This is a genomic window from Shewanella donghaensis, from assembly GCF_007567505.1.
Lineage (GTDB): Bacteria > Pseudomonadota > Gammaproteobacteria > Enterobacterales > Shewanellaceae > Shewanella > Shewanella donghaensis.
In genome coordinates this window covers 4,827,347-4,842,013 of the sequence record NZ_CP041783.1, presented here as the reverse complement: position 1 = coordinate 4,842,013, position 14,667 = coordinate 4,827,347, and the positions used below count along the sequence as shown (strand labels likewise).

General features: G+C 39.8%; 16 protein-coding genes. 4 read left to right on the top strand and 12 right to left on the bottom strand.

The genetic code is table 11. The annotated features are described in order from the left end of the window. Window positions 1-48 precede the first annotated feature (48 nt). The 3 genes from FPK91_RS20610 to FPK91_RS20600 all read right to left on the bottom strand — a co-directional run bounded on the left by FPK91_RS20610 (window position 49) and on the right by FPK91_RS20600 (window position 2,105). Complete coding sequence (locus FPK91_RS20610) at window positions 49-585, bottom strand: YaeQ family protein (protein WP_144213929.1); 537 nt, start codon at window positions 583-585, stop codon at window positions 49-51. A 130-nt stretch (window positions 586-715) separates the two neighbouring features. Then, window positions 716-1,642: a precorrin-2 dehydrogenase/sirohydrochlorin ferrochelatase family protein gene (locus FPK91_RS20605; protein ID WP_144213926.1), complete on the bottom strand. Its 927-nt coding sequence runs from the start codon at window positions 1,640-1,642 to the stop codon at window positions 716-718. Between the two features lie 145 nt (window positions 1,643-1,787). After that, window positions 1,788-2,105, bottom strand: coding sequence for a putative signal transducing protein (locus FPK91_RS20600; RefSeq protein ID WP_144213924.1), 318 nt, complete (start codon window positions 2,103-2,105; stop codon window positions 1,788-1,790). Between the two features lie 129 nt (window positions 2,106-2,234). Between FPK91_RS20600 and FPK91_RS20595 the strand changes: the two genes are divergently transcribed. Together FPK91_RS20595 and FPK91_RS20590 are read left to right on the top strand one after the other, a co-directional pair. Continuing rightward, window positions 2,235-2,633 (top strand): DUF3224 domain-containing protein, encoded by a 399-nt coding sequence (locus FPK91_RS20595; RefSeq protein WP_144213922.1) that lies wholly within the window; start codon window positions 2,235-2,237, stop codon window positions 2,631-2,633. Beyond that, the gene (locus FPK91_RS20590; protein WP_144213920.1) at window positions 2,630-2,854 is read left to right on the top strand and encodes a hypothetical protein; all 225 of its coding nucleotides are present in this window, start codon (window positions 2,630-2,632) and stop codon (window positions 2,852-2,854) included. Before FPK91_RS20595 ends, FPK91_RS20590 begins: the two co-directional genes overlap by 4 nt. Before the next feature lie 95 nt (window positions 2,855-2,949). Here FPK91_RS20590 and secF read toward each other — a convergent pair whose 3' ends face one another. The 6 genes from secF to FPK91_RS20560 all read right to left on the bottom strand — a co-directional run bounded on the left by secF (window position 2,950) and on the right by FPK91_RS20560 (window position 8,789). Beyond that, on the bottom strand, window positions 2,950-3,897 hold the full coding sequence (secF, locus tag FPK91_RS20585; RefSeq protein ID WP_144213918.1) for a protein translocase subunit SecF: 948 nt from the start codon (window positions 3,895-3,897) through the stop codon (window positions 2,950-2,952). Between the two features lie 14 nt (window positions 3,898-3,911). Beyond that, complete coding sequence (gene secD, locus FPK91_RS20580; RefSeq protein WP_144213916.1) at window positions 3,912-5,759, bottom strand: protein translocase subunit SecD; 1,848 nt, start codon at window positions 5,757-5,759, stop codon at window positions 3,912-3,914. Window positions 5,760-5,776: 17 nt separating this feature from the next. Continuing rightward, window positions 5,777-6,109, bottom strand: a complete 333-nt coding sequence (gene yajC, locus FPK91_RS20575) for a preprotein translocase subunit YajC (protein WP_144213914.1) — start codon at window positions 6,107-6,109, stop codon at window positions 5,777-5,779. Between the two features lie 30 nt (window positions 6,110-6,139). Beyond that, window positions 6,140-7,282: a tRNA guanosine(34) transglycosylase Tgt gene (gene tgt / locus FPK91_RS20570; RefSeq protein WP_144213912.1), complete on the bottom strand. Its 1,143-nt coding sequence runs from the start codon at window positions 7,280-7,282 to the stop codon at window positions 6,140-6,142. A gap of 144 nt (window positions 7,283-7,426) precedes the next feature. After that, window positions 7,427-8,467 (bottom strand): tRNA preQ1(34) S-adenosylmethionine ribosyltransferase-isomerase QueA, encoded by a 1,041-nt coding sequence (queA, locus tag FPK91_RS20565; RefSeq protein WP_144213910.1) that lies wholly within the window; start codon window positions 8,465-8,467, stop codon window positions 7,427-7,429. Between the two features lie 124 nt (window positions 8,468-8,591). Further along, complete coding sequence (locus tag FPK91_RS20560) at window positions 8,592-8,789, bottom strand: hypothetical protein (RefSeq protein ID WP_144213908.1); 198 nt, start codon at window positions 8,787-8,789, stop codon at window positions 8,592-8,594. Between the two features lie 183 nt (window positions 8,790-8,972). On the opposite strand from FPK91_RS20560, the gene FPK91_RS20555 reads away from it, so the two are divergent. Together FPK91_RS20555 and FPK91_RS20550 are read left to right on the top strand one after the other, a co-directional pair. Further along, window positions 8,973-9,569, top strand: coding sequence for an acyl carrier protein phosphodiesterase (locus FPK91_RS20555; protein ID WP_144213906.1), 597 nt, complete (start codon window positions 8,973-8,975; stop codon window positions 9,567-9,569). A gap of 130 nt (window positions 9,570-9,699) precedes the next feature. After that, entirely contained in the window at window positions 9,700-10,356 is a 657-nt protein-coding gene (locus FPK91_RS20550) for an RluA family pseudouridine synthase (RefSeq protein ID WP_144213904.1), read from the top strand. Window positions 10,357-10,606: 250 nt separating this feature from the next. Here FPK91_RS20550 and sstT read toward each other — a convergent pair whose 3' ends face one another. The 3 genes from sstT to FPK91_RS20535 all read right to left on the bottom strand — a co-directional run bounded on the left by sstT (window position 10,607) and on the right by FPK91_RS20535 (window position 14,607). Further along, window positions 10,607-11,830: a serine/threonine transporter SstT gene (gene sstT / locus FPK91_RS20545; protein ID WP_144213901.1), complete on the bottom strand. Its 1,224-nt coding sequence runs from the start codon at window positions 11,828-11,830 to the stop codon at window positions 10,607-10,609. Between the two features lie 247 nt (window positions 11,831-12,077). After that, on the bottom strand, window positions 12,078-12,956 hold the full coding sequence (locus tag FPK91_RS20540; RefSeq protein ID WP_144213899.1) for a chemotaxis protein CheV: 879 nt from the start codon (window positions 12,954-12,956) through the stop codon (window positions 12,078-12,080). A gap of 88 nt (window positions 12,957-13,044) precedes the next feature. Then, on the bottom strand, window positions 13,045-14,607 hold the full coding sequence (locus tag FPK91_RS20535) for a phospholipase D family protein (RefSeq protein WP_144213897.1): 1,563 nt from the start codon (window positions 14,605-14,607) through the stop codon (window positions 13,045-13,047). Window positions 14,608-14,667 lie beyond the last annotated feature (60 nt).

The window sequence follows — 14,667 nt, the reverse complement described above, 5'->3', positions numbered from 1 at the left end:
TACCGCTTTGCATGAATGTTTAATACCTATTCAATTGAGCGTAATAAATTATTTTAACTGTTCAGGTTGAATCATCAAGCTATTGGAATCATCTGAAATCCAAATCTCGCCGTCACTAATGCTGACTTGTAACTTCATACTTCTGGTGACAAAAGCTTCCATTGCCGTGACGCTTTCTTCAGAAATATTAAACACTGATAAGTTCTTATAACGTTGCAACGCTTGCTCGTTTTGCTTCCACCAAATAGGTACACTTCGGCCAGCATAAGTAATTAACTGAACTTGCTTTGAGCGACCACAGGCTTTACGTAACCATTTTTCATCAGCTTGGCCAAATTCAATCCACAAATTAATTTCATCTGATAGACTTTTTTCCCAAAGCTCAGGTTCATCATCAACACAAAGCCCTTTACTAAATTGCAGCGACTCAGATGCATTCATGATAAAAGCTAAAATTCGAACCATCATACGGCTATCAGTTTCAGAAGGATGTTGCGCTATAGTCAACTGGTGATCGGCATAATAATTTCTGTCCATATCTGCAATTTGAAGTGCAGCTTTATAGACGGTTGCTTTAGGCGCCATGAGAGTTCCAAACAAATAAAAAAACCGAGTCTATACTGTTTAACTTCAGTATGAAACTCGGTTTAAGATAAGTTTGCTGACTCTAGGGTTTATATCAGTTAATAAACGCTATCTAATGCTTTTTATAAAATTATAACGCACCAACTTGTAGGTGTTTAGCCATAGGAAAATGGGCTTTAAACTTTTTCAATTTGACAGTATCTAATACGATTAGCATTCGCTCACCATGATTATATTTTTCAGCGATCTCACTTAATAACGGTACCGCTTCACGACTGGCATCACGCCTAATTAATTCATTAATATCTGTGGTTAAGCCGTTAGGTGTTAGTTCTGAATCACGATAAATACATTCAATTTTTTGTAACAATGGCATCGCTGCAATGGGTAATAGTTCCGCATTGTCATTTTCATCTAACAATAAAATTTCGCCATCTGCAGTTAAACTGCCAAATGAATCCTCAAAGTGACTTTCAGTGACACTATCGAACCGGTCACTATTGAGTTTAAAGAAACGCTCCCAAAATAAACGCCTGTCTTTACCTGAAGTTATCTTACTTTGTACCTCTAAGCGCTTTGAGGCCACGAAATCAAATAAAGGGCTCAATGACTGGGGAAGGATAGTTTCAAGGCGAGAGCGAATAGTTCGGGCAAATACCGGAGCTGCACCAGCAGTACTAATCGCCACGACCAAACGGCCTCGGTCAACAATTGATGGCGTGATAAATCTGCAAAAACTGGGGTTATCTACCACATTGACCCAAATACCCTTTTGCGTAGCTAAAACAGCAAAGTCTTTATTAAGCTGCTCATTGGCTGTCGCCATATAGATCACATCATAATCAGCAATATCGGCAGCTTCGACTGCTCGTCGAGTGAGACGAATACGACCTTTTTGATGGTAGGCTTCAATTTCTTGGGCTATATCTGGGGCAATAATATCAATATTGGCTTCAGTTCGAGCCAATAAATCAAGTTTCCTAGTAGCGACTTCACCCGCCCCTACAATTAACACTTGTAAATTTTGTGTATCCACAAATAATGGAAAGTACTGCATGGATTACTCACGAAATAATTTAGTAACGCAACTATAACCAGTAATTACTTGGTTTGTCATAGTCTTATTTACTATCAAAGATAATGATTTATTCTGAGATGTACTCTCATTTTTCTTGAGAGGTACTTTTAATCACAATGAAAGCTTAATTATGATTGGTACTTTGGGGAGAGCTACATTGCCAACATAACTCAAAACTACCTTCATTCATTTCATGACATTGCACACATTGCCATTGCGGTCTGTCCATATCATGAGATTCTAAAATTGATTGGGCTTGTTCTAACTGATTTTGATTAACCCAAAGATCAACTGTTTGCATTTCAGCTGGAAGTTCTCCAACACCGCCAAGCAAAGCTTCACCAGTCAATTCAACCAATATACCATTGGTCTCGAGTAAACCTTTCCATGTATGGGCTTGAAGTAAGTTCCCACCTGTTAACAACACTTTTCTATCTTCCATTATTATTCCTACTGCATTGCTCTGGTGGCAAATTTTTAATCATCCTACTTGTAAATGGTTCTTGCTGTCGAGCATTGATTAAACTTTATACTCAATATATGCTCATGATAGCCCTAAAAGGAGATCCGTATGAAGCTTCAAGTATCTGGTGTATTTCAAATAACAAATTGGGATGAAACGACAGACATCGAACATCCTGATGGTGCAAAGCAAACATCAGCAAGTATCACACAAATGTATTCAGGCGATCTTGAAGGAGTGAGTCAGCCGAAATATATTATGTGCTACACCGCCGATGGCTTGGCTGTATTTTGTGGTTATGAAAATGTAGAAGTCAGTATTAACGGAAAATCAGGTAGCTTTGTACTACAACATAACGGAAAGTTCGAAAATGGTATAGCAAGCAGCGAATACATTATTGTTCCCAATTCAGGCCAAGGAGAGTTAGATAGTATCTCAGGAAAAGGAACATTTACTTCTGGTGAAAAAGGCCAAGCTCAATATGAAATGGAGTTGAGTAATTTATGACACCTTTCACTATCACACGTCTACATACCCAATTTGGAATTATTAAAGCCTCAGGTCAATGGCACACAAATTCCACCACTGACACTCAGTTTAATCAGCTTGAACAAATGTCGACTGATGGTTGGATTGCATTAGATATAAACCATCCAGCGAATAGCCAGTTTATTGCAGCAATTCAACCTGAAGTTCATCAACACTTATTATCACTACCACCCGCTTAATCGGATAGATCTATGGCTAAAACTATATTTAGTTAATAAAAAAGCCACTCAATTGAGTGGCTTTTTTGACTTACGCTTTACTGGTTCAGTTAGCGTTAAGGCATCATTGGAGGCTGATCAGCACCCTCTTTTTCAATCTCTACTGGCATCATGTGTTCACGATTAATACCAAGCTTGATAGCTAAGTAACTTGCAACGTAAATTGATGAATAAGTACCGACGAAAATACCACATAGTAACGCCGTCGCGAAACCGTGGATCATGCTGCCGCCTTTAAGGAACAAGGCAATAACTACCACTAATGTCGTTGCAGTTGTAATGATGGTACGGCTCATTGTTTGGGTGATTGAAGTGTTAACCACTTCAATTGGACCACCTTTACGCATTTTCAAGAAGTTCTCTCGAATACGGTCATAAACAACAATCGTATCATTCAATGAGTAACCGACCACCGTAAGCAAACCTGCTAATACGGTTAAGTCGAACTCTAACTGAAGCACAGAGAAGATACCTAAAGTAACGATAACATCATGGGAAAGAGCCGCAACAGAGCCCATCGCTAAACGCCATTCAAAGCGGAACGACACGTAGATAAGAATACATATTAGCGCCACAATAACAGCTAAGCCGCCTTGTTCTGCTAATTCCTTACCCACTTGAGGTCCAACGAATTCAACACGCTTTTGAATAACATTGGCATCAATAGCTTGTGCGCCCTGCATAATAGCCGCAACTTGAAAATCACTCTTAAGCTCTTCACGTACCGGTAAACGAATTAGTACATCGCGACTTGAACCGAAGTTCTGTACTACTGCGCCATCGGCCGCATCAGTATCATATTCTGCACGAAGTTCTAATAAATCAACTGACTTTGAGAACTCTAGTTCAACTACGGTTCCGCCTGTAAAATCAAGACCCCAATTGATACCTTGTGTTCCCAAAGATACGAAAGAAGCAATGACCAGTATCATAGACATAATACTGATAGGTTTTGCGTGCTTCAAAAAGTTGAGCGTTTTCTTAACTGAAAAAATTTGTAACATGGTCAACTTCTCCTTTAGATAGATAACTTCTTAACTTTTTTACCGCCCCACATGAGATTCACGATAACGCGCGTTCCCACGATAGAAGTAAACATTGAAGTTGCGATACCAATCATCAGAGTAATTGCGAAGCCTTTAACAGCACCCGTACCAACAGCGAATAAAATCAATGCTGTCATAAAGGTGGTTATGTTGGCATCAGCAATAGTTGAAAATGCATTAGCGTAACCTTCATGAATCGCTTGTTGAACACTTCGCCCAGCAAGTAACTCTTCACGGATGCGCTCATAAATCAGTACGTTACCATCAACCGCCATACCTACCGTCAGTACCATACCAGCAATACCTGGTAGGGTTAGTACAGCAGATAACATTGACATCACGCCAACAACCATCACTAAGTTAACAGTAAGCGCTAAGTTTGCGATAACGCCAAATGCTCGGTAGTAAATAAGCATGAAGACAACAACAACAGCCAAGCCCCAAATCATCGCTTGAATACCGTTCTGGACGTTTTCAGCACCAAGACTTGGACCAATTGTGCGTTCTTCTACAATCGTTACCGGCGCAATAAGCGCACCTGCACGAAGTAGTAACGCTAGGCTTTGCGCTTCTGAGTGATCCAGTCCGTTAATGACGAAATTTCGACCAAGGCGTGCTTGAATCGTCGCAACCGAAATAACTTCTTCAATTTTAGTCATCTTCACTGAGCCATCAGGATTGCGAAGACCGCTATCCTTATACTCAATAAATAAAGTCGCCATTGGGTTACCAATGTTGTCTTTAGTCACGTTAGAGAAGATATTGCCACCTTTAGCATCTAAGTTAATAGATACTTGTGGACGGCTATATTCATCAAAAGAAGGTTGTGCACCAGTAATATGATCACCAGTTAACATCACTTCTTTTTTCAGGACAGTAATACCGCCTGAACGACGAGGGAATACTTCAGAAGTAGCAGGAACTCGACCATTGGCTGCTGCACTAAGGTCAGTCTTTTCATCAACCATTCGAAATTCAATCGATGCTGTAGCACCTAAAATTTCTTTAGCACGAGCGGTATCTTGTACACCTGGTAGTTCGACAATGATACGCTCTGCACCTTGACGTTGTACCACAGGCTCAGAAACACCAAGTTCATTTACACGGTTACGAATAGTGGTGATGTTTTGCTGAAGTGCTTCTTCCTTAATTTGCGTAAGGTAACTTTCACTCATGGTGGCGTACAAAGCGAAATTATCGCCACTACTACCATCATTAAACACCATTTCGTTACTGCGAGACTTAAGGAAGCGTTCAGCTTTTGCTAAATTTTCCGCATCACGGAATTTAATTTCGAGACCTTTAGGTGTTTTACGAACACCTGCGTAACGAATTTTTTCTTCACGTAATTGCGTTCTGAAATCAGCAATTTTAGCTTCTTCCATCTTGCGAATCGCTTCACCCATGTCCACTTCCATTAAGAAATGCACACCGCCGCGTAAATCCAGACCGAACTTCATTGGTGAACCACCAAGGGCTTCAAGCCACTCAGGTGTCGCAGGCGCTAAATTTAACGCTACGGTATATTTTTCACCTAGAGCTTCAGCAATGGCTTCTTTAGCAAGTAATTGCTGATCAGAATTTTGAACACGAACCAGTAATTGACCATCTTCGAGCTCAGCGCGCTTTACCGCAATGCCTTTACTTTCGAGTAATCCATTTACTGTCGATAGAGTTGAAGTTGTCACTTCAGCGCCACGAGTCGCTACGACTTGTACCGCATGATCCTCACCAAATAGGTTAGGAGTTGCATAAAAAGCACCAACGGCGACGATAATCATCACCATGATGTTTTTCCACATTGGGTATTTATTTAACACACATGAGCCCTCTTGGCTTACAACGACTGGATAGAGCCTTTAGGCAATACCGCTGCAATATAGTCCTTTTTAATCGTGATTTGGCTGGTTTCATTGATAGTCAATAAAACGTAATCACTTTCTTCACTGATTTTAGCAATCTTGCCTAAAATGCCGCCGCTTGTTAGCACTTCATCACCTTTGCCTAATGCAGTCATAAGGTTTTTGTGCTCTTTAACACGCTTAGACTGTGGGCGGAAAATCATGAAGTAGAAAATCAAGCCAAAAATAACTAGCATGAAAATCAGTTCCATAGTGCCACCACCTTGAGGAGCGCCTGCTGCGTTTGCGTATGCATTTGAAATTAACATATTACTCTCTTTTTATTTTATTAAAAAAAATCAGTCAACTAACTTTGTTACTGCTGGGACCTCTGGTACTTCTCGACCCAGTTTGGTGTAAAACTCTGTGACGAAGGCGTCTAATGTACCCGTCTGAATTGCACCACGCAAACCTTCCATCAACATTTGATAGTAACGTAGGTTGTGAATGGTGTTTAAACGAGCACCTAAGATCTCATTACAGCGATCTAGATGATATAAATACGAACGAGTGTAGTTTTTACAAGTATAACAATCACAACTTTCATCAAGGGTAGCGGTATCATCGCGATGACGAGCATTACGAATCTTAACCACACCTTCAGAAGTAAATAAATGACCATTACGTGCGTTACGCGTTGGCATAACACAGTCAAACATATCTACACCGCGACGTACGCCTTCAACTAAATCTTCTGGCTTACCTACACCCATTAAATAACGAGGCTTGTCTTCAGGGATCTGAGGACAAACATGCTCTAAAATGCGGTGCATATCTTCTTTCGGTTCCCCCACAGCTAAACCACCAACGGCATAGCCATCAAAACCGATGTCAGTTAGTCCTTTAATACTTTCATCACGTAAATCTTCATATACACCGCCTTGAATAATACCGAATAGCGAGTTCGGATTTTCTAAACGATTGAATTCATCACGTGAACGCTGCGCCCAACGCAATGACATTTGCATCGATTTACGTGCTTCATCATGTGTTGCTGGGTATGGCGTACATTCGTCAAAAATCATTACCACATCACTGCCTAATGAATCTTGAATTTGCATAGACTTTTCAGGGTCTAAGAAAATTTTCTCGCCATTGATAGGTGAACGGAAATGCACGCCTTCTTCGGTGATTTTACGAATATCACCCAAGCTAAATACTTGGAATCCACCTGAGTCAGTCAAAATTGGACGCTGCCAATTCATGAAGTCATGAAGATCACCATGTTTACGCATGATTTCTTCACCAGGGCGAAGCCATAAATGGAAGGTATTACCTAAAAGAATATCAGCACCAGTAGCGCGAACTTCTTCAGGTGTCATACCTTTCACGGTACCGTAGGTACCTACTGGCATAAATGCTGGCGTTTCAACTGTGCCACGCTCAAAAATTAAACGACCGCGACGTGCGCGACCGTCTGTTGTATCTAGTTCAAATTTCATAAATCACCTTGCCAGATAAACAGTCTGACTCGCTGTTGTTTCATTAGACATGAGGGCATATGTCGTAACTTCAAGTGAGGTCACAAAATAAACCCAAAAAAATACCCACCTCTGTGGGCGGGTATTTTAGATCAAAATCAATCGTTACGGGGCTTTTTTCGTTAAAAACATGGCATCGCCATAGCTAAAAAAGCGGTATTTTTGCTTTATTGCGTGTTGATAGGCATTGATCACATTATCAAAACCAGAAAATGCACTAATTAACATTATCAAAGTCGATTCTGGTAAATGAAAATTGGTCACCATGGCATCGATGACTTTGAACTGATATCCAGGATAAATAAAGATATCTGTATCGCCTTTGAATGCTGATAGTGGATTATCGCCACTGGCTTTAGCGGCACTTTCTAAAGAACGAACTGATGTCGTTCCTACAGCAACAACACGTTTACCTGCTTCTTTCGTTTTTGCAATTAAATCGACCACTCCTTGGCTCACTTCAGCCCACTCAGAATGCATCACATGTTCATCAATGGTATCAACTCGCACTGGTTGGAATGTTCCAGCACCTACATGCAAGGTTACAAAAGCAATATTGACGCCTTTGTCTTTTAACGCAGCAAGCATGGCATCATCAAAGTGCAAACCTGCTGTAGGAGCTGCTACTGCGCCGGGTGTTTGGTTATAAACCGTTTGATAACGCTCTTTATCTGTATCTTCATCCGGACGGTCAATGTAAGGAGGTAAAGGCATATGGCCAACCTCTTCTAGCACTTCTAAGATAGTTTTATCGTCTTCAAGGCCTAGCTCAAATAAAGTGTCATGTCGGGCTAACATTTTCATTTTATAGCCACCGTCAACAATGACGATTGAATCAACTTTTGGGGATTTTGAGCAACGAACATGGGCCAAAATACGCTTGTCATCAAGCATTCTCTCAACCAACATTTCTAACTTGCCGCCGCTCTCTTTCTGGCCGAATAAACGTGCAGGAATAACGCGGGTATTATTAAAGACCATCAAATCGCCGCTATTCACTTTTGAAAGGACATCGGTGAATTGCTTATCTGCTAACTCACCAGAATTACCATCTAGCGTTAATAAACGTGAGGCATTTCGCTCCGCCATCGGATATCGAGCAATAAGCTCATCTGGTAATTCAAAAGAAAAGTCTGCTACGCGCATTTTTTGATACTCTTTATTTAGCCAATAAAAACGGCCGCTAGTCTATGGCTAGCAGCCGCTAATATCAAGTATCGAGCAATAAATAGTGTTCGGTTAACAATCACTCATCATGATTATTACGACATTATTTTGAATTTGGAGGTTTAAATTGGCTGGTACTTTTGTTGTCATCAACAATTGTCAATAAAGAATCATCGTCTGCAGAAACTGAATCTTGCCCTGGTTTAAAAGATTGAGTTTCAAACCTAAGATCAAATTCAACCTTTTTTCTTTTTTGGCTAGATTGCTGTCCTAAGACCGACATTATCCAGTTTTTCATCATCCTTGATCCTTTACTGTACTACTCGAGAGGTAATCGAAATTTTTCCGCAACATCCTTTGAAAATAATACCCATGACTTTTGAAGAGAAATCTATATGATAAAACTTACAGTCAGTTGTCGCTAAATTTTCATATGCGTAATTTAGCATCATACGGTATTTCCTCAAAAATAAAAGTACAAAATATGAACTTTCTTGCTCACTTACACCTAGCTGATATTAGTAAAACTGATTTAGCAGCCAATCTTGCTGGTGATTTTGCCAAAGGCGATATAAAACACTTCCCAAAGCATTTACAGCAAGGTATTTGGCTACATCGTCAAATTGATCAAATTACTGATTCACATGAAATAATTACTGATTTAGTCAAATTATTCCCAAAAACATCTCGAAGAGTCGCCCCAATCCTTATTGATTTAACATTTGATCACTATCTAGCCTACTATTGGGAGGAATATCATCACCAGTCGCTATCTGAATTTACCCAAAAGTCATATCATAGTCTTGAAAACACTAATGAACTTCCTCAAAAATTGGTTGATATAGCCCCTAGAATCATCGAACAAGATTGGTTGATGAGCTACCAAACCAGAGAAGGGTTAAATAAAGCCATTGAAGGTGTGAGCCAGCGAATTTCAAAACCCGAGTTATTCAACACTGCAATTAACGATGTTGATAAACTTTATGTAGAAATTGAAATTGCTTTTCGTACTTTTTATCCACAGTTAATGGCCTATAGCCGAATCTACAGTCGTAAGACCCCTGAGCAGTATTTGCCTTAAATCATCTCAATAAATACCCCCATAAATAGCCTGTTTAGCCGCTATTTCATTTTTAGCAGTGATATGCGTTACTGCTGAGGCTTTTATTTGCTAAAATAGTCATCTACTTTTTGTAAACTGATGCGATTAAATGCAAATTTTTGACTACCAACCACCAAGTATCCCTTGGCTTGATATCCGATATACAGACCGCGACATTATTGTCATTAATAAACCAGCAGGTTTATTAGCTAATCCTGGCAAGGCTGCAAATACCCATGATTGCGCCATTACGCGTTTACAAAAGGTCTATCCTGAAGCAATTTTGGTGCATCGCTTAGATTGTGATACCTCAGGAATTATGGTTTTTGCTCGTAACAAAAAAGCAGAATCACACCTTAAGACACAATTTCAAGATAGAAAAACCAAAAAGGTTTATATCGCAGAAGTTGATGGCAATGTTGAAACAGACAGCGGCACGGTTGAATTATCGTTAGCTGGCGACAAAGAAAACCCACCATTTCAAGTGGTATCTGAGCAAGGTAAATCTGCCATTACCCATTATGAAGTGATTGAACGTTTTCCTAACCATACTTTAGTTAGGTTAATGCCTGAAACTGGTCGTACTCATCAATTACGTGTGCATATGCTAGCACTTAACCACGTTATTCTTGGTGACAACTTTTACGGTGATGACATTACAGCAAAAGCGAAAAAGCGTCTTAGCTTACACGCACAAATGCTGACTATTACGCATCCGTACACTCAAAAGCAACGTACCTTTTTTAGCAAGCACCCTTTTTGCTAAAAATACTTTGCTAGACGCCGTATATTGATCGCTTGATAAGCCGCGTTAAATCGAATATACGGACACAAAAAAACCGACTTAATTGTCGGTTTTTTATTATCTCAAATAAGAGAGTAACTCTTCAAATTCGAATTTAAGGGTATAGTCCAAATTTATTAAGATATAGGCGATGATGCTTAACTCGCTAAAAGCTAGATCCAAGCCTGTAATCCAGTACTATAAACATTGAAACGAGCTAATACTCATTCAACTAGCTGTTGGCTTTATTCTCTGCTGCTTCGCAAGCTGCAGCAGTGAATACCACATCTGTAGAGCTGTTAAGCGCCGTTTCAGCCGAATCTTGGATAACACCAATGATGAAGCCCACCGCTACAACTTGCATCGCCACATCGTTTGATATGCCAAATAAGCTACAAGCTAATGGGATAAGCAGTAATGAACCACCAGCAACGCCAGATGCACCACAAGCCGATACAGCAGCAACAACACTCAATAACACAGCGGTTAAGAAATCAATTTGAATCCCTAACGTATGTGCAGCTGCTAATGTCAGTACTGTAATGGTAATAGCTGCGCCACCCATATTGATGGTTGCACCTAATGGGATTGATACTGAATAAGTATCTTTATGCAATTTTAACTCTTCGCATAACGCCATGTTAACCGGAATATTTGCCGCACTTGAACGAGTAAAGAAGGCTGTAACGCCACTTTCACGTAAACATTTCAGTACTAATGGATAAGGATTACGTTTAATTTTTACGTAAACCATTATCGGGTTAACGACTAATGCCATAAACAGCATTGCGCCGACTAATACAGCTAACAGCTGTGCGTAACCCGCTAACGCATCGAAACCGGTGGCAGCAATAGTGCCAGAAACTAAACCGAAGATACCGATCGGAGCAAAACGAATAACGAAACGGACGATTTTAGTCACACCATCACTTAAATCTGCCATCACTTTCTTGGTTGATTCATTTGCATGATGCAAGGTAATACCTAAACCGATACTCCATGCAAGAATACCAATATAGTTACCGGTTAATAATGCGTTAATTGGGTTATCGACAACCTTAAACAATAAAGTATTTAATACCTCAGCAATCCCTTGAGGAGGGTTAGACCCTTCTACGCCACCAACTAATACTAATGTTGTTGGAAATGCAAAACTGAATAGAACAGCTGTTAACGCTGCAGCTAAAGTCCCCACCAAGTACATCCCGATAATCGGACGCATGTTCGTTTGGGCATTTTTCTTTTGGTTGGCGATTGATGATGCCACCAGCACGAACACCAAAATCGGTGCCACCGCTTTTAACGCACCAACAAACAAATCACCTAAAAAGGATACTTGCTCTGCTGCCGAAGTTGAGAAAGTTGCGAGGAGGACACCGAAGACGATACCGGCGAGAATTTGTAGCACTAGGCTACCGTTAGCTACCCGTGCTAACAGAGATGTATTTTGATTCATTGCTTGACCTATATTCTTATATTTATGGCTTTTCTAAAGCACTCATTTTATTGCTTTATTAAGCTCTGTATTGGTGGCTTTTAATAAGCTCTGATAGGTATATATCGGATGGGATGCCTAAAGTCTAGTTTAGTGGCAAAATGATGCGCTAATATTACCCTGTATATCCAAACCAACCACATTAAGCCAACATGTGGTGAAAATTAACTCAGTAACGTGTGGAGTAAATTAATACTAAAAAAAGCCATTATTTGGTTCCACGTAACATCGCATCTATCAACTCATGGGCATCAAATTTAGTTAACGCTTCATCAGCACCGACTTGCTTAGCTTGGCTAACACTAATCTCACTCGACAATGACGTGTGTAAAATAATATATGCATTCGCCAGCAGAGGATTATTTTTAACTTCAAACGCTAATTCATAACCATCAAGTCCGGGCATTTCAATATCACTCACCAAAATGTCAATCGCTTGTTTATTATCTGCCGCCTGCTGCATTTTCTTTAATGCATCTCGTCCATCAGAAGTGACTGAATACGGAATATTAATAAAATCCAATGCATCTGAAAGCTGTTTACGAGCGACTTTAGAATCATCGACCAATAAAATATTCATTGGTTTTAACTTTTCCCGTTGAACATCGGTCAGAATAGCTCTGTTAGTAAGGGGGTCGTATGGGAATATTTTTGCCATGAGTAGTTCAACGTCAAGCAGTTGCACTAACTTATCGTCAATACGAGTAACCCCGGTCAGGAAAACGTCATGACCTAAGTTGGATGATGGCGCTTCAATATCTCGCCAATTACATTCCACGATTTTATCGATACCTTTAACTAAAAAACCAATAATCATCCTCTGGCAATCTGTGATGATTATATTACAGTTTTCATATTCCTCAGGGTCAATAGGCTTGAAACCGATAGATGCAGCCATATCAATAACAGCTAAAGTGGTTCCACGGATAGTGGCGGCACCTAATATAGAAGGATGAGATTGAGGAATACTTGATAAACGAGTGTAAGGGACTAGTTCACGTATCTTTAAAGTACCCAAAGCAAACTGTTGAGTATGAGAAATATTAAACAGTAACAATCCCTGAGATTGACTTGCTTTACTCTTCATTTGATCCCCATAAAAGAAATGTTATATAAAGTTAAACATAGCAATTTAGACATAGCAAACTCAATGAGTTAATTTTCTATTAGGATTGTTATAGTTGTGACTCTATAGGCAATAGTGACAAGAAGTCCGCAAAAAACTTACGCCAAAAACCAGCTCCAGGTTCTGCATAAATGGTTTTATTATGAAGATGATCGAGCCAAACCAGTTCGCCATCTTTAAACACAACTTCGTAGGCCTTATTAAAACCTGAATCGTCTAAGCTCTTAAGGATACTTTTTGCAAGTTGTTGATTATGGAAAATAAGACCCATTTCAGTATTGATAAAAGCTGAACGAGGATCGAAATTAAAGGAGCCAACAAAGATCGCTTTTTCATCGATGATGAAAGTTTTAGCGTGTAAGCTTGTACGACTACTTCCTTTCCAGCTGGATTTTTTTACCGAAGGGTCATCTTTAACTTCATAGATTTTAACGCCACCCTCAATCAATTTCTGTCGGTACTGTTGATATCCTGCATGAACTGCGAGCACATCGGTTGCCGCTAAACTGTTAGTTATAATGGTGATTTTTTTACCCTGCTTAACCGCGTCTATGAACGCGTTTGTAGCATTGTCACCGGGGACAAAATAGGGTGACACAATCAATAGCTTATCTTGAGCTTGCTCAAAAAAGTAACTCAAATCGTCTAGCAGAACAGTGCCATCTGGTTTTTCCAATTTATTGGGAGGATCATAAACAACAAGCCCTTCCCCCCAATACCAATCAAGAGATTTACTTTTTAATCGATCAAGGAGAGGGCTATTTTCCAGACGTTTTACATAATCGTTGGTTGCTAAGGTCGATTCAAAGCTGACAGCTTTGCTTTTCAAAGACGTTAAATCAAAATTTACATCATTTGGGTCAACTAATTGCTCTATGCTTTGAACTTGCTCTGAATTCCAGTAAATATCAAATTGGTCAGAAACTTGATCAACCGCCGCGCCAATAGCCAATAAGTCAAAATCACCAAATTCAACATCTTCATTAGCTGAGAAATACTCAGCACCGATATTGCGCCCACCCACTACGGTCACAAGGTTATCGATAGTCAGTGATTTGTTATGCATGCGGTGGTTTAAGCGGTTAAAGTCCCATAGAAATGCCATACCTCGATAGTGACGCTCAAACGACGGGTTAAATAACCGTACGTCAATATTAGGATGATTTGCGATAGCCAATAAACCTTCATCGCCATTTACAGTGGTTAAATCATCCAATAGGATTCGTACTCTTACCCCTCTTTCTGCCGCTTTATACAAAAACAAACTGAGAATTTTTCCCGTTTCATCATTTCGGTATATGTAATACTGCAAATCAATACTTTTGGTCGCGGCTTCAATCATCGCAAGTCTTGCTACAAATGCATCAACGCCATCAGCGAGTGTTTTAACACCCGTTACTTGCTGTTGAGAGTTGTAAGCTGTAGCTACTTTAGGGGAAACTTGTTGTTGGAGTTGAATTTGGGAGTCAATATATTGAGCAAGAGACGAATCCGTAGGAGGAGACAGCTTATATTCTTTTGTTAAAGGCTCAAACTGAGCGTTATTGGCGCAACCAGATAAAAAAAAGTAAAACACGCAACAAACTAAAAATAAATAATTCGTTTTGGCCATGTTTTGCTTCCTTTCTGTTGTTATCTAATAATTTACAATCGCCGAACAATCTTACTATGG